This is a genomic window from Streptomyces sp. NPDC001153 (assembly GCF_053598315.1).
This window is the reverse complement of the sequence record NZ_JBSFJZ010000069.1, coordinates 1-24,173: the sequence shown is the minus strand read 5'-3', so window position 1 is coordinate 24,173 and position 24,173 is coordinate 1. Positions and strand designations below refer to the sequence as shown.

Annotated in this window: 17 protein-coding genes and 6 pseudogenes; 12 read left to right on the top strand and 11 right to left on the bottom strand. The window is 71.7% G+C overall.

The genetic code is table 11. The features are described from left to right. Window positions 1–97: 97 nt before the first annotated feature. From ACWDEN_RS44110 to ACWDEN_RS44085, 6 genes are all read left to right on the top strand, one after another. A complete protein-coding gene (locus ACWDEN_RS44110; RefSeq protein WP_450863634.1) occupies window positions 98–1,363 on the top strand; it encodes an ABC transporter substrate-binding protein in 1,266 nt (421 codons plus the stop codon). Between the two features lie 20 nt (window positions 1,364–1,383). Next, window positions 1,384–2,349, top strand: coding sequence for a carbohydrate ABC transporter permease (locus tag ACWDEN_RS44105; protein ID WP_450863632.1), 966 nt, complete (start codon window positions 1,384–1,386; stop codon window positions 2,347–2,349). Window positions 2,350–2,372: 23 nt separating this feature from the next. Next, window positions 2,373–3,188: a carbohydrate ABC transporter permease gene (locus ACWDEN_RS44100; RefSeq protein WP_450863651.1), complete on the top strand. Its 816-nt coding sequence runs from the start codon at window positions 2,373–2,375 to the stop codon at window positions 3,186–3,188. Between the two features lie 18 nt (window positions 3,189–3,206). Further along, window positions 3,207–6,083: a glycoside hydrolase family 2 TIM barrel-domain containing protein gene (locus ACWDEN_RS44095; protein WP_450863630.1), complete on the top strand. Its 2,877-nt coding sequence runs from the start codon at window positions 3,207–3,209 to the stop codon at window positions 6,081–6,083. Between the two features lie 101 nt (window positions 6,084–6,184). Beyond that, on the top strand, window positions 6,185–6,781 hold the full coding sequence (locus tag ACWDEN_RS44090; RefSeq protein WP_450863628.1) for a TetR/AcrR family transcriptional regulator: 597 nt from the start codon (window positions 6,185–6,187) through the stop codon (window positions 6,779–6,781). Next, window positions 6,762–7,490: an alpha/beta fold hydrolase gene (locus tag ACWDEN_RS44085; protein WP_450863626.1), complete on the top strand. Its 729-nt coding sequence runs from the start codon at window positions 6,762–6,764 to the stop codon at window positions 7,488–7,490. Before ACWDEN_RS44090 ends, ACWDEN_RS44085 begins: the two co-directional genes overlap by 20 nt. Here the strand turns inward: ACWDEN_RS44085 and ACWDEN_RS44080 are convergent. The 3 genes from ACWDEN_RS44080 to ACWDEN_RS44070 form a co-directional block, all read right to left on the bottom strand. Next, the gene (locus ACWDEN_RS44080; RefSeq protein ID WP_450863624.1) at window positions 7,424–8,233 is read right to left on the bottom strand and encodes an isocitrate lyase/PEP mutase family protein; all 810 of its coding nucleotides are present in this window, start codon (window positions 8,231–8,233) and stop codon (window positions 7,424–7,426) included. The two genes, ACWDEN_RS44085 and ACWDEN_RS44080, sit on opposite strands and share 67 nt — an antisense overlap. Window positions 8,234–8,242: 9 nt before the next feature. Continuing rightward, window positions 8,243–9,982 carry a DUF2264 domain-containing protein gene (locus ACWDEN_RS44075; protein ID WP_450863649.1) on the bottom strand — a complete coding sequence of 580 codons (1,740 nt, stop codon included), beginning with the start codon at window positions 9,980–9,982 and terminating at the stop codon, window positions 8,243–8,245. A 67-nt stretch (window positions 9,983–10,049) separates the two neighbouring features. After that, window positions 10,050–11,090, bottom strand: a complete 1,041-nt coding sequence (locus ACWDEN_RS44070) for a rhamnogalacturonan acetylesterase (protein WP_450863622.1) — start codon at window positions 11,088–11,090, stop codon at window positions 10,050–10,052. A gap of 185 nt (window positions 11,091–11,275) precedes the next feature. On the opposite strand from ACWDEN_RS44070, the gene ACWDEN_RS44065 reads away from it, so the two are divergent. After that, window positions 11,276–12,955: a rhamnogalacturonan lyase B N-terminal domain-containing protein gene (locus tag ACWDEN_RS44065; RefSeq protein WP_450863620.1), complete on the top strand. Its 1,680-nt coding sequence runs from the start codon at window positions 11,276–11,278 to the stop codon at window positions 12,953–12,955. A 52-nt stretch (window positions 12,956–13,007) separates the two neighbouring features. Here ACWDEN_RS44065 and ACWDEN_RS44060 read toward each other — a convergent pair. The 3 genes and pseudogenes from ACWDEN_RS44060 to ACWDEN_RS44050 form a co-directional block, all read right to left on the bottom strand. Then, window positions 13,008–13,145 (bottom strand): annotated as a pseudogene (locus ACWDEN_RS44060) (RICIN domain-containing protein); the annotation flags it as partial. Then, a pseudogene (locus ACWDEN_RS44055) lies at window positions 13,145–13,335 on the bottom strand (beta-xylosidase); the annotation flags it as partial. The pseudogenes ACWDEN_RS44055 and ACWDEN_RS44060, both read right to left, overlap by 1 nt. Before the next feature lies 1 nt (window position 13,336). Continuing rightward, window positions 13,337–14,416, bottom strand: coding sequence for a glycoside hydrolase family 43 protein (locus ACWDEN_RS44050; RefSeq protein WP_450863618.1), 1,080 nt, complete (start codon window positions 14,414–14,416; stop codon window positions 13,337–13,339). Between the two features lie 188 nt (window positions 14,417–14,604). Here ACWDEN_RS44050 and mmuM point away from each other — a divergent pair, with 188 nt between their 5' ends. Then, window positions 14,605–15,531 (top strand): homocysteine S-methyltransferase, encoded by a 927-nt coding sequence (mmuM, locus tag ACWDEN_RS44045; RefSeq protein ID WP_450863617.1) that lies wholly within the window; start codon window positions 14,605–14,607, stop codon window positions 15,529–15,531. A gap of 288 nt (window positions 15,532–15,819) precedes the next feature. Continuing rightward, a pseudogene (locus ACWDEN_RS44040) lies at window positions 15,820–16,875 on the top strand (LacI family DNA-binding transcriptional regulator). Between the two features lie 62 nt (window positions 16,876–16,937). On the opposite strand, the gene ACWDEN_RS44035 reads toward ACWDEN_RS44040, so the two are convergent. Continuing rightward, window positions 16,938–18,518, bottom strand: a complete 1,581-nt coding sequence (locus tag ACWDEN_RS44035) for a carboxylesterase/lipase family protein (RefSeq protein ID WP_351607398.1) — start codon at window positions 18,516–18,518, stop codon at window positions 16,938–16,940. Between the two features lie 132 nt (window positions 18,519–18,650). Further along, window positions 18,651–19,441, bottom strand: a pseudogene (locus ACWDEN_RS44030) (alginate lyase family protein); the annotation flags it as partial. 41 nt (window positions 19,442–19,482) lie between these two features. On the opposite strand from ACWDEN_RS44030, the gene ACWDEN_RS44025 reads away from it, so the two are divergent. The 3 genes and pseudogenes from ACWDEN_RS44025 to ACWDEN_RS44015 all read left to right on the top strand — a co-directional run. After that, window positions 19,483–20,496 (top strand): hydroxyacid dehydrogenase, encoded by a 1,014-nt coding sequence (locus tag ACWDEN_RS44025; protein ID WP_351607401.1) that lies wholly within the window; start codon window positions 19,483–19,485, stop codon window positions 20,494–20,496. Between the two features lie 115 nt (window positions 20,497–20,611). Then, window positions 20,612–21,187 (top strand): annotated as a pseudogene (locus ACWDEN_RS44020) (substrate-binding domain-containing protein); the annotation flags it as partial. Window position 21,188: 1 nt separating this feature from the next. After that, window positions 21,189–21,832: pseudogene (locus ACWDEN_RS44015) on the top strand (carbohydrate ABC transporter permease); the annotation flags it as partial. Window positions 21,833–22,127: 295 nt separating this feature from the next. On the opposite strand, the gene ACWDEN_RS44010 reads toward ACWDEN_RS44015, so the two are convergent. From ACWDEN_RS44010 to ACWDEN_RS44000, 3 genes are all read right to left on the bottom strand, one after another. Then, complete coding sequence (locus ACWDEN_RS44010; RefSeq protein ID WP_351607404.1) at window positions 22,128–22,391, bottom strand: hypothetical protein; 264 nt, start codon at window positions 22,389–22,391, stop codon at window positions 22,128–22,130. Further along, entirely contained in the window at window positions 22,388–23,251 is an 864-nt protein-coding gene (locus ACWDEN_RS44005; protein ID WP_351607407.1) for an isocitrate lyase/PEP mutase family protein, read from the bottom strand. The genes ACWDEN_RS44010 and ACWDEN_RS44005 overlap by 4 nt, the downstream gene beginning before the upstream one ends. A gap of 158 nt (window positions 23,252–23,409) precedes the next feature. Next, window positions 23,410–24,066, bottom strand: a complete 657-nt coding sequence (locus ACWDEN_RS44000; protein ID WP_351607410.1) for a ThuA domain-containing protein — start codon at window positions 24,064–24,066, stop codon at window positions 23,410–23,412. Window positions 24,067–24,173: the final 107 nt, after the last annotated feature.

The window sequence follows — 24,173 nt, the reverse complement described above, 5'->3', positions numbered from 1 at the left end:
ACCAGCCTCGCCGCAGGCGCACTCGCACTCGCACTCGCACTCGCACTCGCACTCGCACTCGCACTCGCAGCCGTACTCGACAGACAAGGACGTCAGCATGTCGGCACAGAGCAACAGCACCTGGGACCGCCGCTCGATACTCCGGGCCGCCGCCGGGCTGGCCGTCGCCGCCCCGCTCACCGCGTGCGGCAGCAACAACGGCCGTGGCGGAGGCAGCGGTTCGGGCAAGCGGCTCACCCAGATGTTCCACGCCTACGGCGAGCCGGGCGTGGAGCAGGCGCTCAAGCGGTACGCCGCCGCGTACAAGAAGGCGAACGTGACCACCCAGTGGATCACCAGCGCCGACTACGAGAGCAAGCTCTTCGCCACCCTGCTCACCGACAACGCGCCCGATGTCTTCGAGTTCCACCCGCAGATCCAGATGGTCAAGAGCGGCCAGGTGGCGGATCTGAGCGACATCGTCGATCCGGTCAAGGGCGACTTCAACGCGGCCGACATCACGTCCCACACGGTCGACGGGAAGATCTACGGCGTCCGGATGATCGACGACCCGCAGTTCTTCTTCTACCGGCCCTCGCTCTTCGAGAAGGCCGGCGTCAAGGTCCCCGAGACCCTCGACGAGCTGATCGAGGCCGCCGCCAAGCTCACCACCGGCAAGACGAAGGGCGTCTATCTCGGCAACGACCTGCACGCGATCGTCAACCCGCTGATCTGGTCCGCGGGCGCCGACACCCTCGACGACAAGAACCGCATCGCCTACCACACCCCCAGCGTCATCGAGGGCCTTAAGAAGCTGCGCAGGCTCTTCACCAGCGGCCATCTGCTCCTCGGCGCCCCGACGGACTTCTGGGACCCCTCCTCGCTCAGCCAGGGCCTGTGTGCCATCCAGTTCTGCGGCATGTGGGCCATGCCGCAGTTCCAGAAGGCGCTCGGCGACGACCTCGGGATCTTCCCCTTCCCGAAGACCGTCGACTCCGGCAAGCCCTCGGTCTACAACGGCGGCTGGTCGATGTTCGTCAACGCCAAGGGCGGCGACGTCGACGCGGCCAAGGAGTACGTGAAGTGGCTGTGGATCGACCAGAAGCAGTACCAGGAGGACTTCTCGACCTCGTACGGCTTCCACATCCCGCCGCGCTCCTCGATCGCCGCGTCGGCCACCAAGCTCAAGTCGGGTCTGGCCGCGCAGGGCGTCAAGCTCTTCAACGACCACGGGCACTTCGACAACATCGGCTGGACCCAGGCCATGATCCAGGCGACCTGGGACGTCCTCGCCGACTGCGTCCGCAAGGACGGTGACCCGGAGGCGGCTCTGGACACCTGCGACAAGGCCGTCACCCGCGAGCTCAAGAAGCTCTTCGGATAGGCCCGCGGACGGACCACGACATGTCGACGACCACCAAGCCCGCCCTCGCGGGCCCCGCCCCGGCCAAGGCCGCGCCGGCCCGGACCTGGCGGCGCCTGCGGGGCAGCCGCACCTTCAACTTCTGGCTCTTCCTCAGCCCCTTCCTGATCGGGCTGATCGTCTTCATCTACGTGCCGATCGTCTGGAGCGTCTACCTCAGCTTCTTCGACGCCCGCTTCACGGTCACACCGTCGAAGTTCATCGGCTTCGACAACTACACGTACATGCTGACGGACCCCAAGTTCGTCCACTCGCTCGGCACCTTCACCGTCTTCGCCGCGTTCATCGTGCCGACCACCTGGGCGGTGTCCCTCGGTCTCGCCCTGCTGGTGAACCGGCTGCGGTTCATGCGGGCCTTCTTCCGGTCGGTGTTCTTCCTGCCGACCGCGTGCAGTTATGTGGCCGCCTCCCTGATCTGGAAGATGTCCCTCTTCAGCGGCGTGCGCTTCGGCCTGATGAACACGGTCCTCGGCTGGTTCGGAATCGACAACATCGCCTGGCTGGCCAGCCCCGATCCGCCCTGGTACTGGCTGGTCATCGTCTCGGCACGGCTGTGGCTGCAGTCCGGTTTCTACATGATCCTCTTCCTGGCCGCGCTGCAGAACATCCCCGCCGAGCTGTACGAGGCCGCCGCCATCGACGGCGCCAGGCCGGGCTGGCAGACCTTCCGGCACATCACGCTGCCCCAGCTGCGCGCCACGTCCACCGCGGTGGTCCTGCTGCTGCTCATCGCCGCCTATCAGGCCTTCGACGAGTTCTACAACCTGCTCGACAGGACGACGTGGGGCCGCCCCCCGCTGGTCGAGCTGTACTACACCGCCCTGGGCACGGAACAGGACTACGGCGCCGGCAGCGCGGGCGCCGTCATCCTGACCGCGCTGATCGTCGTCGTAACCCTTTTCCAGGGCAAGATCATGGGCTTCGGAAGGGGGGAGGAGTCCACGTGACCGCCAAACGCGGGGGCGGGGTGATGGGCAACACCGGCCTCTACATCGCCACCGGTGTCGCCGCCGTCCTCTTCCTGGTCCCGTTCTACGTGCTGCTGCGCAACTCCCTGTCCACCGACGCGGCGATCACCGGCGAGCACTGGGAGCTCTTCCCGACGCACCTGCAGTGGGGCAACATCGGCGAGCTGTTCGACGACCCGTCGGTGCCGTTCGCCCGGTCGCTGCTGAACTCCCTGGTCGTCGCCTGCTCCATGACCGCCGGCATCCTGCTGGTGTGCTCGCTCGCGGGCTACGCCCTGGCCCGCATCCCGTACCGGCACGCCAACAAGATCTTCTACGTCGTCCTCGGCACCCTGATGGTCCCGACCTCGGTGACCTTCGTACCCAGCTTCGTGCTGGTGTCGTCGCTCGGCTGGGTGGACACCTACCGGGGACTGATCATTCCGGGTCTGTTCAGTGGTTTCACCTGCTTCCTGTTCCGGCAGTACTTCCTCGGGTTCCCCAAGGAGCTGGAGGAGGCGGCACGTGTGGACGGGCTCGGCTACTGGGGCGCGTACTGGCGGGTCGTCGTCCCCAACTCGCTGAACTTCTTCGCGGCGATCGCGACGATCACGTTCATCAACGGCTGGAACGCGTTTCTGTGGCCGCTGGTCATCGGTCAGGACCCGAACTCGTGGACCGTCCAGGTCGCACTCTCGTCGTACATCACCAACCAGACCGTCGTCTTCCACCAGATCTTCATGGCGGCCGCCGTTTCCATCCTGCCGCTGCTGTTCGTGTTCCTCTTCCTCCAGCGCTGGCTGGTGCAGGGGATCGCGCAGACCGGCATCAAGGGCTGAGCTAGGAGACCGATGTCGTTGAGCAACCGCACCGCCACCGATTACGTCGAGGACGTCTCGCCGGGCTCCGGGGCGCTGCCACCCCGTGCCTGGTACGCCTCCTCGGACGCCACCTCCCTTTCCCTGAACGGCAGCTGGCGTTTCCGGCTGTCGCCGACGGCCGACGCCGAGGACGACTCCTTCGCCGAGGACGGGTACGACGCCGGTGACTGGGCGGAGATCCCGGTCCCCGGCCACTGGGTCCTGCAGGGGCACGGCTCCCCGATCTACACCAACCACCTCTACCCGTTCCCGGTCGACCCGCCTCGGGTACCGACGGAGAACCCGACCGGCGACCATCTGCGGCTCTTCGACCTGCCACAGGACTGGCCGGACGGCACCGCCGGGGGCGCCGTACTCCGCTTCGACGGGGTGGAGTCCTGCGCCCGGGTGTGGCTGAACGGCACGGACCTCGGCGAGTTCAAGGGCTCCCGGCTGCCGCACGAGTTCGCGGTCGGCCATCTGCTCAGGCCCGAGGGCAACGTCCTGGCAGTCCGGGTCCACCAGTGGTCGGCGGGCTCCTACCTGGAGGACCAGGACCAGTGGTGGCTGCCGGGCATCTTCCGTGACGTCACCCTGCTGCACCGCCCGGCGGGCGCCGCCCTCGACTTCTTCGTGCACGCCTCCTACGACCACCGCGCCGGCACCGGCACCCTGCGCGTCGACTCCGACGTGGACGGCCGGGTAACCGTTTCCGAGCTCGGTGTCGACATCGCGACCGGCGAGAGCGTGACCGTGCCGGTCGAGCCGTGGTCGGCGGAAACCCCGAGGCTGTACGAGGGCACGCTGGCCACCGAGGGCGAGCGGGTGCCGCTGCGCATCGGTTTCCGTACCGTGGAGACGGCGGACGGCCTGATCAAGGTCAACGGCAGGCCGGTCCTGTTCAAGGGCGTCAACCGGCACGAGTGGCATCCGGAGAAGGGCCGCGCCCTGGACCTCGCCACCATGCGCGAGGACGTGCTGCTGATGAAGCGCCACAACATCAACGCCGTCCGCACCTCCCACTACCCGCCGCACCCGGCCTTCCTCGACCTGTGCGACGAGTTCGGGCTGTGGGTGATCGACGAGTGCGATCTGGAGACCCACGGCTTCACCGAGCAGGGCTGGCGGGACAACCCCGTCGACGACGACCGCTGGACCCCGGCCCTGCTGGACCGGGCGTCCCGCATGGTCGAACGGGACAAGAACCACCCGTCGGTCGTCGTCTGGTCCCTCGGCAACGAGGCCGGCACCGGCCGCGGCCTGACCGCGATGGCGGAGTGGATCCGCGGCCGGGACTCCTCCCGGCTGGTGCACTACGAGGGCGACCACGGCTGCCGTGACACGGACGTGTACTCACGGATGTACGCCGACCACGCCGAGGTCGAGCGGATCGGCCGGGGTCTGGACGGCGGCACCCTCAAGCGACGCAGGCTCCCCTTCATCCTCTGCGAGTACGCGCACGCCATGGGCAACGGCCCCGGCGGACTCGCCGACTACCAGCGGCTGTTCGAGTCGTACGACCGGCTGCAGGGCGGGTTCGTGTGGGAGTGGATCGACCACGGCATCGCCCATCCGGAGCTGGGCCACGCCTACGGCGGCGACTTCGGCGAGGAGCTGCACGACGGCAACTTCGTCTGCGACGGCCTGCTCTTCCCGGACCGGCAGCCCTCCCCCGGCCTGACCGAGTTCAAGAAGGTGATCGAACCGGTCGGCATCGCGGGCGACTTCGGCGACGGCACGGTCCGGGTCACCAACAAGCAGGACTTCGCCGACGTGTCGGCGCTGGCGTTCTCATGGTCGTACGAGGTCGACGGGGAGACGGTGGAGTCCGGCACGCTGTCGGTGCCGGCGCTGGCGCCCGGCGCGTCCGCCGACGTCAAGCTGCCCGCGCCGCCGGCCGGGGCGCCGGCCGGCGAGGCCCTCTGGACGGTCCGGGCGGTGCTCGCCGCGGACACCGCCTGGGCGCCGAGGGGCCATGTCGTGGCCTGGGGCCAGATCCCGGTGTCGGAGCGCCGGGTGCCCACGGTCGCGGCGACCGCCCGGCCGGTGCCCGGCAATGGGGTGATCACCCTCGGCCCCGGCACCTTCGACGCCCGCACCGGCGCCCTGACCGCCGTCGGCGACGTGCCCGTCACCGGGCTGCGCCTGGACGTGTGGCGGGCCACCACCGACAACGACGACGGCGCCCCCTGGCAGCCCGACCTACGCTACGGGCTGCTGTGGCGGGGGCTCGGCCTGCACCGGATGCGGCACCGTCTGGACGCGGTGGAGACCGGCGAGCACGCGCTGACGGTCCGCACCCGGGTGGCGCCGGCGGCGCGGGAGCTGGGCCTGTCGACCGTATACCGCTGGACCTCGGACGGAGACCGTCTGCGGTTGACCGTGTGCACCACCCCCGAGGGCGACTGGACCGTCCCCCTCCCCCGGCTCGGCATCCGCTTCGGCCTGTCCGCGGCCGACCGTGTGCGGTGGTACGGCGGCGGCCCCGGCGAGGCGTATCCGGACACCAGGACGGCGGCGGCAGTCGGCCGCTGGCAGTCGACCGTGGACGCCCTGCAGACGCCGTACGTCCGCCCCCAGGAGAACGGCGCCCGCATCGACGTCCGCTGGGCCGAGCTCGGCGGCCTGCGCATCGAGGGCGACCCGGCGTTCTGGCTCACCGCCCGCCGCTGGACCACCGAACAGCTGGACGCCGCCGCGCACCGCACCGACCTCACCCCTGGCGACGCGGTGTGGGTCAACCTGGATCACGGCCAGCACGGCATCGGCTCCCAGTCCTGCGGTCCGGGCCCGCTGCCCCCGTACCGCCTGCGGGCCGTACCGGCGGAGTTCTCCTTCGTGTTCTCCACCGCGCCCGAGCCGGAGGCCGACTGACCCCGACGCTCCCGACACCCACCGCGGCCGGCCGGCACCCCTCCCGCCGGAAACCTAGATATCCTAGGATTTCCACTAAACATCCAAGGAGGGGGTGCCGGATGGCCCGAGCGGGCCTCACCGTCGACCGTGTCGTCACGGGAGCCGCCGAACTCGCCGACGAGGCGGGCTTCGAGAACGTCACCCTGTCCGCGCTGGCCCGCCGCTTCGGCGTGAAGGACGCGAGCCTGTACTCGCATGTCCGAGGCCTCGCGGACCTGCGCACCCGGCTCGCGCTGCAGGCCGGCGGCGAGCTGATCGACCGGATCGCGGTGGCCGTGGCCGGCCGCGCGGGCAAGGACGCGCTGGCCGCCTTCGCCGGCGCCTACCGCGCGTACGCCCTGGAGCACCCCGGCCGGTACGCGGCCACCCAGATCCGTATCGACCAGTCCCTGATCCCCGGCTCCCCGGCCCTGCGCCGCACCGCCGAGATCACCTACGGCATGCTGCGGGCCTACGGCCTGGACGAGCCCGACCTGACCGACGCCGTACGCCTGCTGCGCAGCACCTTCCACGGCTACTGCGCCCTGGAGTCCGCCGGCGGCTTCGGCGCGGACCGGAACGTACAGGCTTCCTGGGACAAGGCGATCGACGCGCTGCACCAGGCCCTCACCCACTGGCCCCGGGAGACGAGCGGACATGACGGAAAAGACGGCTGAAGCGCTGCACTACGACGTCTCGGGCAGCGGTCCCGTGCTGCTGGTCCTGCCGGGCGGGGCCGGGCACCCGATGGGGCTCGGGCCGCTGACCGAGCGGCTGGCCGCGCACTTCACCGTGGTGACGTACGACCCGCTGGGCCTCGCCCACGGCCGGCTCGGCCTGCCGGTTCCCGGGCAGCGGGTGGCGGACTGGAGCGAGGGGGCGCACCGGGTGCTGGAGGAGGTGCTTCCGGCGGGCGAGTCCGCGTACGTGTTCGGGACCAGCGCCGGCGGTATCGCCGCCCTGGACCTGCTCGCCCGGCACCCCGGGCGGCCGGCGCACGTGGTCGCGCACGAACCGCCGTGCGTGACGGTGCTGCCGGACGGACAGGAGCGGCGCGCCGAGCTGATCGGGCAGCTGGACGGGCCCGGACGCCCGGCCGCGGAGGGCGCCGAGGCGACCCCGTTCGGGGTCTTCCTGGCCCGCGTGCTCCGCCCGTTCACGTCGTACCTGCCCTCCTTCACCGCTCCCCAGGGCACGCTCACCCTCGCCGCCGGCGCCGACTCGCGCGGTGGGCCGCTGTACCGGACGAGCGTGTCGCTCGCCGAGCGGCTGGGCGGTGCGTTCGCGGAGTTCCCGGGCGGGCACCTGGGCACACTCGATCACCCGGAGGCGTTCGCGGACCTGCTCACCGACACGTTCCGCTCCAGTGCGCGGACCTCTGGGTAGGTGGGGGTGGTGCCGTCCGGGGTGCGTCCGGCGGCGATGTCTGTGACCGCGTCCAGGGCCGCGCCGAGCGCCCGCCGGTACAGCAGTGAGCCGAGGCTGATCCGGCGGACGCCGAGGTCGGCCAGCTGGGCGACCGTGGGTCCGGCGGGCGAGTAGAGGATGTTGAGCGGGGCCTCGAGGTGCCGGACCAGGGCGGCGATCCGCCGGGGGTCGGTCAGCCCGGGCACGAACACCCCGTCGGCACCGGCCTGCTGGTAGGCGTCGAGCCGTCGCAGGGTGTCCCGCTCGTCGCCGTCGCCGGACCAGTACGTGTCCGTGCGGGCGTTGACGAACAGGCCCGGTGCGGCCGCCTTCACCGCGGCGATCTTCGCCGCGTGCCGGTCGACGGGCCCCAGCCCGTCCTCCAGGTTGACCCCGGCCACCCCTACGGCCCACAACTCCCGTGCCAGTGCGGCCACTTCACTGGGATCCGGGCTGAATCCGTCCTCGGCGTCGACCGAGAGGAGCCAGGGCCCCGCGCCGAGGGTCAGGGCGAGAGCCAGGGTCTGCTCCCGGGTCGCCCCTTCGCCGTCGGGCAGTCCGGCGGCCGCCGCCACGGCCAGGCTCGTCGTGCCGATCGCCGGAAAACCCCGGGCGGCGAGCGCGGCCGCCGAGGCATGGTCCCAGGCATTGGGCAGCAGCAGCGGCACGCCGGGCCGGTGGTGGAGTCCGGCGAACGTCGTCATGGTGGGCTCAGCGGTCATACGGCCACGCTAGGCACGGGTCGTTTCGGCGCCTGCCGAACCGTTCGGACCGTCGCGCCGTACGACGACGTTCGCCCCCGCCGCCACCAGCCGCACCCGGACCTCGCCTCCCCCGCTCCACCGGACCACCAGCTCCCCCTCCCCGTCCGCCCGCACGGACACCAGCTCCTCCATCGGGGGCGGATCCGCGTCCCCGGTGAGCCGGGCCAGTGCGACGAAGAGGGTGTCCCCCTCCCCGACGGCCCCGGTGAGTGCGCTGGACAGGCCCACGGCGGGCAGGAGTTCGGCCCGTACGCCGTCCCGCAGCGCTCCCCACCCGGTGATCCGCACCGGCGTCCCGGGCGCGGCCCCCGAGACCAGATGGGCCCGCACCTCCACCGCGCCCTCGGCCAGCACGAGGCTGGTGACGGTGATCCCGTCGCGCACGGTGTGCCGGGAGGCGATCCAGCCCCGGCCCGTGCCGAGCGGCTCGATCCCGGTGCGGCTCGGATCGCCGCCGACGATCACGCTGTTGTCGTACGACGCCCGGTCGGGCGTGGTCGAGGTCGAGTAGGCGAGCCGGGTGTAGTAGGGGTCGTAGCGGACGTCCTCGCTGCCGTGGTTGTGCAGCCGGACCAGTCCGTCCGAACGGGTGGACTGCAGCAGCCAGTTGGGGACCGGGACGGGCCGCACCTCGTCGGCGCGCCCGGCCGGTCCCGGCTCCTCGGTCGCCGTCCACACCTCGTGCTCCGCAGGCAGCAACAGGCCGAGAAACCCTTTACTGGCCCAGTACGGGGAGGCCGGGCCCGAGTAGCTCTGGACGAGCGAGTCGTCGGGGCCGAGCCAGCCCAGCGGGAGCAGGCCCCGCTCGTCGACCGCGCCGCCGTCGAGGAAGTAGCGCAGGGCGCCGGATGCGAGACGCCGTGTCTCCCCCGGGGACAGGGGGGTCTGTCCGGTCAGTGCGCCGAGCCAGAGCGGGGCGGTCGTCGCGAAACGGTAGGTGAGGGAGCGGCCCTGGTGCATCGGGGCGCCGTCGCCGCCGAACAGGCGGGCGTAGTCGGCGAGGTGACGGGACAGCCGCCGGCCGTACACGGAAAGCAGTTCACCGTCGTCCGCCAGCCATGCGTGGAGGACGGTGTACAGGTGCATGGCCCAGCCGTTGTAGTAGTCGAACTTCCGGCCGTCGCCGTCGGTGTACCAGCCGTCGCCGAGGTACCAGCCCTCGACCCGTTCCAGACCGCGGGCGATCGCCTTGCGTGCGGCCTCCGGCTGATGGCCGATCTCGAGCAGGAAGCCGCCGACGGTGACGGGGAACAACTCCCAGTTGCACGCCCAGGGTTCGGCGGTGAGCGCGTCCGCCAGCCAGGCGGCGGTGCGCTGCCGTACACAGTCGTCGAGCCGGTCCCACAGCAGCGGCCGGGTCAGCCGCAGGGCGAGCGCGACGGACGCGGCCTCGACGAGCGGCTGGCCGCGGTCCTCGACGCGTGGCCAGACCCCGCCGGGACCGGTGGCGAGGCCGTCGGCGTAGCGGCCGAGCGCGGTCTCGTCGCGGCGGAAGGCGGCCAGCAGCAGCGTACGGGCGTATCCCTCCAGGCCGTCGGAGAGGTGCCCGGAGTGGCTCACGTGGTCGCCGGGGAGGTGGTAGAGGGCGCGGTCGGGGGTGGCGTAGGGCTCGACGGCGGCCAGCAGGGCGTCGGCGGCGGTCTCCCAGTGGGCGCGGGTGTAGCCGGTGTACGGGCTCGACACGCGGTCGTCGGCGGGCAGTTCGATCACGGCGGTGACGTTCCTTCCAGGCGGGCCTGGGGCGCCCCGGTTCCGGTCGGGGCGCCCCAGGGCTTCATCCCACCCGCACGGCGCCCTCGGGCACCAGATGCAGGGCGAGAAGTCCGTCGCGGACCAGGCCGGCGTAGACGGTGGCACCGTGCACGGAGGTGTGCGTGTTGTCGCGCTTCTCGTTGTAGAGGCAGATCGCCCTGGAGCCCTCCGGGCCGAGGGACTCCACCAGCGCCTTGGTCTTCGCGGTGAGGTCGATCAGGGGCACGTGTCCGGCGGCGGCGACGGACCGGATGACGGCCGGGAGGTCGACGCCGAGGCCGTTGACCAGCAGGGCGGTGTTGTTGTCCAGGGTGCCGTCGGCGTTGGACCAGCGGCGGACGATCGGGGTGACGAGCACGGGTTCGCCGCCCTGGTCCCGGATTCCCGCCACCAGGGCCTCCAGGCCGGCCCGGCAGGTGGTCTCGTCGGTGGTCTTGTCGTTGTGGGCGAGTTGCACCAGCACGAGGTCGCCGGGGCGGATCAGCGGCCGTACGGCGGCCCACAGCCGGGGATCGGCCAGGCAGGTGACCGTGCTCTCGCCGGAGTCGGCGTAGTTGGCGACGGACAGGCCCCGGCGCAGGTACTGCGGCAGCTGCCGGCCCCAGCCGGAGTAGGGGTCGGCGGGCTGGTCGCAGACGGTGGAGTCGCCGATCAGGATGATCTGGCGGGGGTGCCGGGCCGGGGTGACCCGGGTGCCGGCGAGGGCGGGGGCGGAGCCGCCGAGCGTCAGGTCCAGGCCGGGGGTTCCGTCGGGGCCGGTCGGTTCGCCCTCGGGGGTGCGGACGTTCACGGTGAAACTGCGGGTGAGGCGTTCGCCGGCCGCGACGGCCGTCTCCGGGAGCAGGGCGCGCCGGGTCTCCCCGAAGACGCCGGTGCTGGACGCCGTCGCGCCGCCGAGCCGGACCGTCACGTCGTACGTGCCCGCAGGGACGTCGAAGTGGCAGGCGATGGCAGTGCAGTTGTCGATGCCGAGGGGCCGGGCGCCGTCGGCCCGGGCGGGGGCCGCGGTCAGGGTCGCGCCCACGGTGACCGCGAGCAGCACGGCGGTTCCGACACGTCTCACGCGCGGCTCCTCCATCGATCGTCATCGGCCGACCCGAGACCGTACCGGTTCGGGCAAGCGCTTTCTAGACCTAGGGAGGAATTCGCTGGATTACTGAGTTCTCACTCACGCAAGGCCTTTCGCGAAGTGCGTTCGACTGCCACCCTGCCAACACCCGTACCCCCCACACTTTTCGAAGGAGCCCCATGTCCGGGTCCGGAAGCAGGGCGGTCCGACGCCGCACCTTCGTCCTCGGCTCCGCCGCCGCGACGGCCGCGGCGGCCCTCACCGGTCCGCTCGCCGGCTCCGCGGCGGCGGCCGGTTTCGGCTGGAGCGACGACGGCTCGAACTACGTCGTCGACACCGGCGCGAACCTCGTCCTCAAGGTCAGCAGGACCAACGGCGACCTGACCTCGCTGGTCTACAAGGGCACCGAGTACCAGGGCTACGGCGGCAAGAACTCGCACGTCGAGTCCGGCCTCGGCACCTCCACGGTGACCCTCGCCCAGTCCGGCTCGACCATCCTGATCTCCGTCGCCCATGGCACGCTGCGCCACTACTACGCGGCCCGCAGCGGCGAGAACAACATCTACCTGTGGACGAACAAGGCCGACTCCTCGGTCACGGCGACCCGTTACATCGTGCGCGTCAAGGCAGGCCTGTTCCTCAACGACGAACCGGACTCCTACACGTACACCACCAGCACCGTCGAGGCCTCGGACGTGTTCGCGAAGCCCGACGGCCAGACCCGCTCCAAGCACTACTCGAGACACCGGGTCATCGACTACGACTACATCGGCTGGACCACCGGCGGCGTCGGTCTGTGGATCGTCCGCAGCAACCACGAGAAGGCCTCCGGCGGCCCCTTCTACCGCTCGCTGCTGCGCCACCAGAGCGCCGACGGCGGCGGCCTGTACGAGATCCTCCACTACGGCGAGAACCAGACCGAGGCCGAACGCTACGGCCTGCAGGGGCCGTACGTCATCGCCTTCACCGACGGCGGCGCACCATCGCCCGCGCTGTACCACGGCACGCTCACCACGCCGTGGGCGGACTCGCTCGGCATCGCCGGGTACGTGCCCGACGGCGGCCGGGGCCAGGTCGCCGGCGTCGGCATCACGGGGCGCGACACGACGTACGCGTACACGGTCGGGCTCGCCAACCCGGCGGCGCAGTACTGGGGTTCTGTGCGGGCCTCCGACGGGTACTTCTCGGTACCCAGGGTGCTGCCGGGTGCGTACACGCTGACGGTCCACAAAGGCGAGCTGGCCGTGTACAGCACACAGGTGACCGTGTCCGCGGGCACGACGACCACGCTCAACACGATCACCGTCCCGTCCTCCAACGACCCGTCCCACGCGAGCGCGATCTGGCGGATCGGGAACTGGGACGGCACGCCGAGCGGCTTCAAGAACGCCGACCTGATGACGTACGCGCATCCCTCGGACGTACGGGCCGCCTCCTGGACCGGCAACGTGGTGATCGGAAGCGGTTCCGAGACCTCCGCCTTCCCCTGCTATCTGTGGAAGGACGTCAACAGCGGCCTGCTCGTCCACTTCAAGCTCACCGCCGCGCAGGCCGCCGCCGCGCACACCCTGAGGATCGGCGTGACGACGGCCTACGCGGGCGGCCGGCCGCAGGTCACGGTCAACGACACGTGGACCTCGGCGATCCCCTCGCCGCCCGCCCAGCCGAGCACCCGGTCCCTCACCGTCGGCTCCTACCGGGGCAACAACCACACCTTCAGCTACAACGTCCCGGCGAGCGCGTGGCGCACGGACACCAGCCAGTACAACGTGCTGAGGATCGACGTGGTGAGCGGTTCGGGGACGTCGGGCTATCTCAGCGCGGGCACGGCGATCGACGCGATCGATCTGCTCGCCTGAGGTCCGGTCATGTTCCGCGCGTCCACTGCTGGTTCGTTCCTCCATTGCAGGCTTAGGTGGTGATCGCCGCGGAGTTGGCGGTGGACGCGCCGGACACGTCCAGGCACTCGCCGGTCGTACGGGCCTTGATGTTCACGTACGAGCCCGAGGTCACCACCGACCACTGCTGTGCGGTGGCGCCGGCGCAGTCCACCAGTAGTAGTACGAGCCGACCTTGAGGACGCCGCCGCCGTGGGCGTGCACGGGGTTGCCGGAAGTATCCGTGAACCGGGTGCCGTTGGTGACCGTCCGCGGTGCCGCCCCCGGGCGGGTCCGGCCGCCGCCAGGGCCGCGGCGAGGGCGCAGCACAGGGCGAGGAGGGCGGCGTGGACGCGCCTCATCTCACGCCCCTGCCTTCACGGTGTCGGCGACCGGGACGCCGAAGTCCGGGGTGCCGTCGGGCTTCCAGCCGAGCCGCTGGATCCGGGTGTGCCGGTTCGGGTCGTGCAGGGGGTCTCCGGTGATCTCCTTGTACGGGCGGGCGTGGTAGACGAGCACGTCGCTGCGGCCGTCCTCGGCCACGGTGAAGCAGTTGTGCCCGGGGCCGTACTGCCGGGTGGTGTCGTCGCTGGTGAACACCGGGACGGGCGACTTGGACCAGCTCCGGGCGTCCAGCAGGTCACTGCCGGCGTCGGCGGTCAGCATCCCGACGCAGTAGTGCCAGTCGGTGGCGCTGGCCGAGTAGGTGAGGAACACCCGGCCGTTGCGCTGGAGCGCGTACGGGCCCTCGTTGACCTTGTAGCCGACGCACTCCCAGTCGTACTCGGGGGTGGAGAGCCGCACCTGGGGGCCGGTCAGGGTCCAGGGGTTGGCCATCTTCGAGATCCACAGCGCGGTGTTGTTGTCCATGCCGGGCTCGTGCTGGGCCCAGACCAGGTAGCGGGTGCCGCGGTGCTTGAAGGTGGTGGCGTCGAGGGAGAAGGTCTCCCAGGCGGTCCTGATCCGGCCCCGCTCCACCCAAGTGCCCCGGAACGGATCGGGGCCCGCGTTCTCCAGCACCCAGATGCGGATCGCCCAGATGTCCTCGGCCGGGGCCGAGGCGAAGTAGATGTACCACTTGCCGCCGATGCGGTGGAGTTCGGGTGCCCATATGTGCGCGCCCATCGGGCCGGTGGCGTGGGCCCGCCAGATCACCGACTCGGCCGCCGTGGCGAGGCCGTTCAGCGTGTGCGAGCGGCGCAGGATGATGCGGTCGTACTCGGGGACCGTGGCCGTGAAGTAGTAGAGGCCGTCGGTGTGGCGGGTGATGTGCGGGTCGGCGCGCTGGAGGACCAGGGGGTTCACGTAGGGGGCGGCCGTCGGACGGTCGGGGGCGGCCTGGGCGATGCCCGGGGCGGCGACGAGGGCACCGGCGGCGATCGCGGCACCTTTCAGCATCAGTCTGCGGCTGGGGACTTCGGGGAGCTCGGGGGCGCGGCTCATGCGGAGTGCCTCTCGGTGGGGGATTCGAAATATCGGACATCATCTGTCATTCCGAACGCGGAAAAGGTACGGGTGGGCCGGGAGTGGGGTCAATGGGTTCGGCGAGATGCGGGAAAGCCCTTTCTGAAACCAGGCTGCCGGGCCGGTTTCCAGGTCCGTACACCCTCCGGTTCGACTAGCGTCATGACATGACCAGCAACACCTCCCCCAGCCTCGCCTCCGCCCTCGCAGCCGGGACGGTCGTGCTCGACGGCGGTATGTCCAACCAGCTGGAGTCGGCCGGGTACGACCTGGGCGACGAGCTGTGGTCGGCACGGCTCCTCGCCGAGCGGCCGGAAGCGGTTACCAAGGCGCATCTCGCCTACTTCCGGGCGGGCGCGGACGTGGCCATCACCGCGAGCTACCAGGCGACGTTCGAGGGCTTCGCGCGGCGCGGCATCGGCCACGACGAGGCGGCGCGGCTGCTCGCACTGAGCGTGGACCTCGCACGGGAGGCCGCCCGGCAGGCCGGGGACGCGGGCATCGACCGGCCGCTGTGGGTGGCGGCGTCGGTCGGGCCGTACGGCGCGATGCTCGCCGACGGCTCCGAGTACCGGGGCCGGTACGGGCTGAGCGTGGACGAGCTCGAGCGCTTTCACCGGCCGCGCATGGAGGTGCTGGCCGCCGCCGCGCCGGACGTCCTCGCGCTGGAGACGGTGCCGGACGCCGACGAGGGCGCCGCGCTGCTCAGGGCGGTGCGTGGGCTGGGGGTGCCGGCATGGCTGTCGTACACGGTCGACGGTCGGCGCACGCGGGCCGGGCAGCCGCTGGAGGAGGCCTTCGCCCCGGCCGCCGACGCGGACGAGGTGGTCGCGGTCGGCGTGAACTGCTGTGCGCCAAAGGATGTGGAGGCCACGGTGGAGATCGCGGCGCGGGTCACCGGCAAACCGGTCGTGGTCTATCCCAACAGCGGCGAGGCCTGGGACGCCGAGTCCCGCGCCTGGACGGGGCGGACGAGGTTCGGCGCCGACCAGGTGCAGACGTGGCGGGACGCCGGGGCGAGGCTCATCGGCGGGTGCTGCCGGGTGGGGCCGGAGGCGATCGCGTCGATCAGGCAGGCGCTGGGCCCGGCCTGAACGCGCCGCCCGGCAGCCGGGCGGACGCCGAGGTGCGCCGCCTCAGGTCACCGCCTTGCCGACGGATACCTGGGTGCGCAGTCTGAAATCGCCGCCCCCACCGAGGCCGACGCCCGAGTGCGCCCTCTGAAAGCCCCGCCCCGCGGCGGGACGGACGCGGAGGCTCGGAAGCCCGGCGCAGGAGCCGCGCATCCGCGCCGGCCCTGTCCCCTGCCGGCGCCGGCCTGCGGCGTGGGAACGGTTGCTATCGCGTTGCCGCAGTTCCCGACGGTGCGAAGGGGCTGGGGGATGACGAGCAAGAGCGAGACCGCCGGGCGCAGCACGATCCGGGATGTCGCGGCGCGGGCCGGGGTGTCAGCCTCGACGGTCTCCCGGGTGCTGGGCGGGGTGTATCCGGTGAGCGCGGCGACCCGGACCCGGGTGATGCGGTCCGTGCGGGAGCTGGACTATGTAGCCGACGCGCGCGCCCAAGGCCGTCGCCGGGGTCGGCACACCGACCCTGGCGTTCGTGCTCGAGGACATCACAGGGCGGTCGTTCGCACACATGGCACGGGGGGTGGAGCGCGAGGCCGCGCGGCTCGGGCATCTCTGCCCGGTCTGCAGCACGGACGGTGACCTGCGGCAGGAACTGGACTTCATCGAGACGATGCGCGCCCAGCGGGCGGCGGCGGTGATCCTGGTCGGCGGTGCGGCGGACACGCCCGAGTACCGGGAGCGCACGCGCCGTATCGCCGGCTCACCGGCCTCGGCCGGTTCCCGGCTGGTGCTGTGCGGGCGGCCGCCACTCGGTCCGGACGCGCCGGTGACGGTGATCGAGTACGACAACGAGGGCGGGGCTTTCGCCCTGGTGGCGCACGTCCCCGCCCAGGGCAACCGGCGGGTACTGTTCCTCGGCGGCAAGCCGGACCACACCACGGCGCAGGGCCGCGAGCGCGGTTACCTGGGCGCGCACCGCGCCCGCGGCGTGGAACCCAGCCCGGAGCTGCTGCTGCACGGCGACTTCACCCGCGGCTCCGGGCACCGGTTGATGCGCCGGGCGCTGGAGCGGGGGCTGGACTTCACCGCCGTGGTGGCCGCGACCGACATGGTCGCCGCGGGCGCCCTGACCGCGTTGCACGAGGCCGGTCTGGACGTGCCGGGGGACGTGTCGCCGGCCGGGTACGACGACATACCGTTCGCCCGCGACCACGCCCGGCGCTGACGACGGTGCACGTCCCGTACGAGGAGCTCGGCCGGCTCGCCGTGCGCACCGCCCTGGGCCACCCCCCGGACTCCCCCGGCGAGCATCTGCTGCTCGGCACGCATGTGGTGGTGCGGGACTCGGTGGCAGCGGTCGAGGGGTGAGGGGTGAGGTGGGGGCGGACCGGCGACGGTATGCCGGATCACCGGAAGTCGCCCGTCGGTGATCAATGGCGCCGGGCGGCCCCCACGGACCGCCGCAAGCGCCGTACCGCCGCCGCCAGCTCCGCTCCCGGCGCCCGGATGTCCGAGGCGGGGTCGGGTTCCGGGACGGCGGTGGTCGACCAGAGGGCGACTTCCGCGTCCCGTGGACCGTATGCGGTGCGCGGGGCACCGTCGCCGAAGATCCGCACCGGATGGGACGCGTCCCAGCCCTGCCAGCCGGGATCCCCCGTCGTGACGAAGCGCACCCAGGCCGCGTGCATCGCCTCGGCCAGCTCCCGCGGGGCGCCCTCACCTGCCAGTTTCTTCGACTCGGGCAGGTCACCGGAGTCGAAGACGAACCCCAGTTCCAGGGCGTGGCAGGCGCCGAGGCCGGGCAGGCTGGACGGCCAGGCGAACTCATAGAGGTAGGAAGCGCCGGGGCGGGCGTCGGCGAGGCGGTGCAGCGGGAGCCGCAGCAGGTGGTCGGTGACCATCTGACCGACGATCTCGGCGGTGCCGGCGTCGGGGTGCAGGGTGCGGTAGCCGCGGGGCACCTCGTGGCCGGCGCGGCAGCGGGCCATGGCTCCGGCGAGGGCGACGGGGCCGAGCCGGTCGACGTGTTCCAGCAGCCCGCCGGGCACGAGCCAGAGCCGGTACTCGTCCCGGGTCCAGCCCATGAGCAGTTCGACGCCCGGGGCGGCGTCGCCGTCGATCAGGGCCTGGAGGGGGTCGCGGGGCACGAGGTCGCCGTCCACGACGATGCCGAACGCGGGTCCGCCCAGGACCGGGCTGCTGAGCCGGCCGACCTCGGCCTGGGTGCGCAGCAGCAGGTCGCGGTCGACGGCGGCGAAGGCCTCGGCGGTGGCGGGGATCCTCAGCCGGGTGGCCATGCGGCGCACCATCCGCCGTACCTTGTCGCGTTCGGACGCCTCCGGGGGTCCGCTCTGCAGCACCGCGCGCCGGACCAGACCCCGGGTCGCGGGTGCGGCGAGCAGGGCGCCGGCGCTGATGGCGCCGGCCGACTGGCCGCACAGGGTGACCCGGTCCGGGTCGCCGCCGAAGGCGCCGATCGCGTCGTGCACCCAGCGCAGGGCGGCGAGCTGGTCGCGCAGGCCCGGGTTGGGCGGTGCGTCGGGGAAGAGCCCGAAGCCCTCGACGCCGAGCCGGTAGTTGACGGAGACGCAGACGACGCCGTCCCGGGCGAAGGTGACACCGTCGTAGACCGGCACGGCGGAGGATCCCCTGGTGAGGGCGCCGCCGTGGAGCCAGACGAGGACCGGGAGGCGGGCGCCGGGGTCCGGCTGCGGGGTCCACACATTGAGGTTGAGGCAGTCGTCGCCGGGGATCTCCGGGTCGGACAGGTACTGGGCGAACGCCTCGGAGTACGGCGGTTTCGGCGCGGTGGGACCGAAGGCGCCGGCGTCGCGCACCCCGTCCCAGGGCTCGGGCGGTACGGGCGGACGGAACCGCAGGGGGCCGAAGGGCGGGGCGGCGTACGGGATGCCCCGGAACACCGCGACGCCCTGCTCGTACCGGCCGCGTACGGCCCCGTACGGCGTTCTGACCTCGGGCCCGGCCACGGGGTCCGCCTGGTCTGCCGTCATCGCCCACCAGCCCTTCGCCGCGCGCTCGTACACCGTGCAACATCAGAGCACCACAAGAACGTCCGGTATTCCGGCGCACGGACGCGCGGTAGGGCCGTTCGGGCTACCCCGGGGACGCGCATGGCCGCTCGATCACTTGGCGTACATCAGCGTGCCGAAACCGAGCTGGTCGTAGCCGCCGCTGGTGGAGCCGTAGTCACCGCCACCGCCCTTGGGGGCGACGAGGCCGTAGTACATGCCCGAGATGTACTTGTCGTCCAGGTACAGACGGCGGTTGTAGTGGAAGTGGAGCATCGCCCACACCGGGCGGACCTGCCCGCGGGAGCCGGAGCCGATGACCGTCTGCGACTGCCGGGCGCAGTTCTGGCCGGTGCCCCAGGTGTAGGTGGTGTAGGGGACGTCCTGGCCGGTGTTGTACTTCGCGACGTACTGGGCGGCCTTCATGAAGCGGCGGTCGTCGTAGGAGTACAGGTCGTCGCCCTGGTTCCAGGCCGTCTCGCACAGGGCGCCCATCTGGCCCATGCCCATGACGGTGTGCCCTGGTCACGGCCGGACTCCTGCCACTGGCCGAGGGCGTAGCCGTCCGCGTCGGTGTACAGGTACGGCACCGCGTGCGCGATGGAGCGGTTTCCGGCGCCGGACTTGAAGTACGTGACGGCCTGGTCGTACGTGGCGGCGTCGTCGGTGAGGATCCCGATGGCCATGACGGCGGCCGTGGTGCACAGGTCCCAGTTCGCCCAGTAGTTGGTGATGCAGGCGTCGTTGTGGTGGGTCAGGAAGCTGTTGTTGAGCGGGTAGAAAACGCTCACCATCATCTCCTGGAAGGCGGCGAGGTCGAACCCGTCGTAGTCGCACATGAGTTCGGCCGCGTTGACGAACTCCCAGCCGTAGACGCCGACGGCGAGGAATCTGAAACTGTTTCCATCTCGCACCACACCCCTTCCCCCTCCCTCCCAGGAGAGCCATGCCCAGCCCTCAACCGCCGCGGGCCGTGTTCGCGATGGATCCGGTGCACCTGCCGCTGCTCTTCCCCCCGCCGCTCATGGCCCGCCTGAGGCGGACGGCCGACGTCGACACGGAGCTGGTCGTACGGGACTTCGCCGATCCGGTGGTGGCCGAAGCCCTGGCGCAGGCCGAGGTGCTGATCACCGGCTGGGGCTGTCCGCACCTGGACGCCGGCGTCCTGGCCACGGTCCCGAGGCTGCGTGCCGTCCTGCACGCCGCGGGTTCGGTGCGTTCCCTGGTCGGCGAGGCGCTGTGGAAACACGGCGTCAGCGTGTCCAGTGCGGTCACCGGCAACGCCGTCCCGGTGGCGGAGTACACGCTCGCGATGATCCTGCTCGCCGGGAAGGACGCCTTCGGCCACCGTGAGCGCTACCGCCGCACCCACGCCGGACCGCCCCCCGCCGAGACCGCGGCCACCGGCAATCTCGGCCGCCGCGTCGGCGTCGTCGGCGCCTCCCGCGTGGGCCGGCGGCTCATGGAGCTGCTGCGGCCGTTCGACCTCACGGTCCTGCTGCACGACCCCTACGTGAGCCCCGCCGAGGCCGCCGTCCTGGGGGCCGAACTCCTCCCGCTGGCGGACCTGTTGCGGCGCAGCGACATCGTCAGCCTGCACGCCCCCGACATCCCCGAGACCCATCACATGCTCGACCGGGACCGGCTCGCCCTCATCCGGGACGGCGGTGTGCTGATCAACACCGCGCGTGGTGCGCTGGTCGACCACGAGGCGCTGACCGAGGAGCTGGTCTCGGGCCGGTTGCGCGCGGTCCTCGACGTCACCGAGCCGGAGCCGCTGCCCGCCGGTTCCCCGCTGTACCGGCTGCCCAACGTCTTCCTCACCCCGCACATCGCGGGCTCGCTCGGCAACGAGCTGGAGCGGCTGGGCACCGTCGTCGTGGCGGAACTGGAGCGGCTGGCGGCGGGCCTGCCGCCGTTGCACGAGGTGCGGCACGCGGACCTGACCCGGGTCGCCTGATGCCCGCGTGAGGGCCGCCGTCCACAGGCCCACCGGGCCGTGGAGGGCCATCGCCCACAGCCCCACCGACCCCTCGAGGGCCGCTGTCCACAGGCCCGCCGGGCCTTGGAAAGCTCTCGTCCTGGTGGGCAGGCCACCCCTGGAGGGCGACGTCCCGGCCACGACGGTCGACTACGACAACGAGGCCGGCGCCTACGCCATGGCCAGCCATCTGCTGTCGGCCGGCCACCGGCGCGTCCTCGTCCTACCCGGGCCCGCCGAACTCACCACGGCCCAGGGCAGGTTGAGGGGCGCGGAGCGGGCGTTCGAGGCGTACGGCGTGCCGTTCGACCCGGGTCTGGTCCGCCACGACCCGTACGACGACGCGCACGGCTACGCGGCGGTCGGGACCGCCCTGCACGAGACGCCGGACTTCACCGCCGTGCTCGCCGGAACCGACGTGGTGGCCGCCGGTGCCATGCAGGCCCTGCGCGCGGCGGGGCTGCGGGTGCCGGAGGACGTCTCGATCGTGGGTTACGACGACATCCCGCTCGCCTCCCGGCTGACGCCCCAACTGACCACCGTGCACGTGCCGTACGAGGAGATGGGCCGGGTGGCGCTGCGCGCGGTGGCCGACCGGCGAGAGGGCGGCGCGGGCCGCCGGAAGGGCGCCGACGGCGAGCACCTGGTGCTGGGCACCCATGTCGTCGTGCCTGTTCCCGGTGTGGTGGCTGCTCGTCAGCGCCACCAAGGACCGCACCGCGCTGTACCAGAGCAACGGCCTGTGGTTCTCCGGCTGGCACCTGTGGGACAACCTGCACCAGGTGCTGACCTACCAGGGCGGCATCTTCCTGCGCTGGACGGCGAACTCGCTGCTGTACGCCGGTGCCGGCTCTTTCGGCGGCACCCCGATCGCGCTCGCCACGGGCTACGGCCTCGCCCGATTCGACTTCCCGGGCCGCAGCGTGATCTTCGCGTGCGTCGCGGGCTCGTTCCTGATCCCGATCGCCCTGCTCACGCTCCCCCTGTACCTGCTGTTCTCCGCGATCGGCCTGGTGGACACCCCCTGGGCGATGCTGATCCCTTGCCTGATCAACCCGTTCAGCGTGTACCTGGCCAAGGTGTACACCGAGGCCACGATGCCCTACGAGCTGCTGGAGGCGGCCCGCCTCGACGGCGCCGGGGAGCTGCGCATCTTCGTCAGCATCGTGCTGCGGATGATGACGACGGGCGGCGCGACGGTCTTCCTGCTGACTTCGTCAACACCTGGAACTCCTTCTTCCTGCCGCTGGCGGTGATGATGGTCGCGATGCGGTGCTACTGGCGTACCGGGGTGACGCTCGGAGCCCTCAAGTGACCTCGGAGGGGGCCTGGAGGTGGTGGTCTCGGCCGGGCTGACCCGGCCCCGGGACGGCCGACCCGATCCGTTCCGGGGGCGGCCAACTGCGTGATGCACAAGGCTCGTTCGGACGCAGGTCGATGGCCCACGGCGCCCCGCCCGAGCTCGTCTCCCGGGCATGAACCTCACCACGTGCACCGGGCCGCAGCGCTGCGACGGCCGTTCACCGCCCGCACGGGGCGCCCGGCCGTCGTCGTCAAAGGCCTACGTCAGCGATCGGCTGTCGTCCGGCGGCCGGTCGCCCGCCGATCGCTCAGTCCCAGACCTCCCTGTGCTGGTGGCCGCGGCCGACGAGGGCCTCGACCGCGTCCACGGCGCTGCCGTCGTGGTCGCTTCCTGCCGTGCCCTTGCCGGTCTGGACGTTGGCCGTGCGGTCGACCTCCAGCCAGGAGTCGGCATGGGAGTTGTCGATCACGGTGATCAGGCTTCCGGACGCGGCCGCGGGTGCGGCGCCCGCCCCGAGCAGCGCGGCGGTGGCCGCCGCGGCGATCCCGAGCCGGGGTACGGCCCCGGTCACACGCCCACTCCCTCGGCCACGAGCCGGTCGCGGGCGATGTTGCGCTCCAGCAGGCTGGTGGAGGCCTTCACGCCGATCCCGCGCGCGGAGTCCACCTCCGGCAGCCGGCCGTCGGCCGCCTTCAGCTCGGTGAGCGCGGTGTCCACCGCCTCGTGCGCGGCGAACAGACATGGAGTGCTGTAGATCGCGACGTCGACACCGAGGTCGGACAGTTCGCCGAGCGACAGCCGGGGCGACTTGCCGCCGGCGATCTGGTTGAACAGCAGCGGTTTGTCTCCGACGACCTTGCGGATGCGTGTGATCCACTCGGCGCTGCGCACCCCGTCGACCAGGACCACATCGGCGTCGGTCGCGGCCAGCCGCTCGGCGCGGTGCAGGATGTCGTGCTCGTCGGTGGCGTCGGTACGGGCGACGACGACCAGGTCCTTGCGGACCTCCAGGACCCGGTGCAGCTTCTCCAGGTACTCCTCCAGCGGGAGCACCTGCTTGCCGTCGGCATGGCCGCAGCGGCGGGGCCGTTTCTGGTCCTCCAGGATCACACCGGAGGCGCCGATGCGCTCCAGCCCCTCGACGACGTGACAGGCGACCTCGGGGTCGACGTACCCGTCGTCGATGTCGACGAGCAGATGGTGGTGCGGGAAGGCGCCCCGCAGCCGCTGGACGAAGGCCACCATGTCGGGCCAGGCGATGAATCCGATGTCCGGCAGTCCGTAGTACGAGGCCGCGAAGCCGAAGCCCGAAACGAACATGCCGTCGTAGTGCTTGGCCGCGATCGACGCCGAGTACATGTCGTACACGCCGATCAGCGGCGTGGTCCCGGGCCCGGCGATGCGCTCGCGCAGCTTCTTACCGTGAGTCAAGGTCCGGCTCCTGTCCTGTGGGAGGTGACGCGGGGCCGGATGGCCGACGCGCCTCGACGTCCTTTGCCAAGACAAAAGCATCTCTTGAGAGTCACGTGAACTTCTATATGTACGAGCTTTACTCACCCCAATGGGGGAACCGGTGCACCGCAGAAACGTCACGCGGGGAGGTTCCCCGCCCAGCGGAGCCCGCCGTCCAGGTGGGCGAGGAAGTCCGGGTCGCGGTAGGCCTCGACGGCGTGACCGAGTGCCGTGTAGAAGACGCGACCGCCGCCCGGGCCCTGCTCACGGCACCAGGCCAGCGGATGGTCCGCGCCCATCCCGCCGCCGTCGTACGACGCCTCGTCGGCGCTCAGCAGCACCCGCACCCGTCCGCGGGGGCTCGCGCCGAAGTCGTACCACTCGTCGGTGAAGTCCCATACGGCCGGCAGCCCGCGGGTCGCGGGGTGGCCGGGATCCTCGACGACGACCCGGCCGGGCTGGAGGGCGGGGTGCCGTGCGAAGCGCGCGCCGAGGAGTTCGCCGTAGTACGGCCAGCCGTACTCGGTGCAGGCCGCCGCGTGCACCCCGGCGAAGCCGCCGCCCGAGCCGACGTACCGCGCGAGCCGCTCCCGGCCGGCCGGGGTCAGCACATCGCCGCTGGTGGAGAGGAAGACCACGACCGCGTACGCCTCCAGCGGCCGTTCGAGGTCCGCGGGGTCCTCGGTGTGCTCGACGGCGAACCGGCCGAGCGCGCGTACGGCGGCGACGGCGTCCGGGATGGAGTCGTGGCGGTAGTCCGTGGTGCGGGTGTAGAGCAGCAGTCGCGCGGGCATGTGACGACCCTAAGAAGTCCTAACAGAAGTGGTTGATCATGTGACTGCTGGCTTATCCGCTCGTTGGTCTGGTCGTGGGGAAACGTCAGTCGCGGCCGTGGATCGTT

What these genes read in the sequence shown, in the direction of transcription:
- ACWDEN_RS44110 (WP_450863634.1), top strand. Translation starts at nt 98, where the DNA reads ATGTCGGCACAGAGCAACAGCACCTGGGACCGCCGCTCGATACTCCGG.
- ACWDEN_RS44105 (WP_450863632.1), top strand. Translation starts at nt 1,384, where the DNA reads ATGTCGACGACCACCAAGCCCGCCCTCGCGGGCCCCGCCCCGGCCAAG.
- ACWDEN_RS44100 (WP_450863651.1), top strand. Translation starts at nt 2,373, where the DNA reads ATGGGCAACACCGGCCTCTACATCGCCACCGGTGTCGCCGCCGTCCTC.
- ACWDEN_RS44090 (WP_450863628.1), top strand. Translation starts at nt 6,185, where the DNA reads ATGGCCCGAGCGGGCCTCACCGTCGACCGTGTCGTCACGGGAGCCGCC.
- ACWDEN_RS44085 (WP_450863626.1), top strand. Translation starts at nt 6,762, where the DNA reads ATGACGGAAAAGACGGCTGAAGCGCTGCACTACGACGTCTCGGGCAGC.
- ACWDEN_RS44080 (WP_450863624.1), bottom strand. Translation starts at nt 8,233, where the DNA reads ATGACCGCTGAGCCCACCATGACGACGTTCGCCGGACTCCACCACCGG.
- ACWDEN_RS44065 (WP_450863620.1), top strand. Translation starts at nt 11,276, where the DNA reads ATGTCCGGGTCCGGAAGCAGGGCGGTCCGACGCCGCACCTTCGTCCTC.
- ACWDEN_RS44050 (WP_450863618.1), bottom strand. Translation starts at nt 14,416, where the DNA reads ATGAGCCGCGCCCCCGAGCTCCCCGAAGTCCCCAGCCGCAGACTGATG.
- mmuM (WP_450863617.1), top strand. Translation starts at nt 14,605, where the DNA reads ATGACCAGCAACACCTCCCCCAGCCTCGCCTCCGCCCTCGCAGCCGGG.
- ACWDEN_RS44035 (WP_351607398.1), bottom strand. Translation starts at nt 18,518, where the DNA reads ATGACGGCAGACCAGGCGGACCCCGTGGCCGGGCCCGAGGTCAGAACG.
- ACWDEN_RS44025 (WP_351607401.1), top strand. Translation starts at nt 19,483, where the DNA reads ATGCCCAGCCCTCAACCGCCGCGGGCCGTGTTCGCGATGGATCCGGTG.
- ACWDEN_RS44000 (WP_351607410.1), bottom strand. Translation starts at nt 24,066, where the DNA reads ATGCCCGCGCGACTGCTGCTCTACACCCGCACCACGGACTACCGCCAC.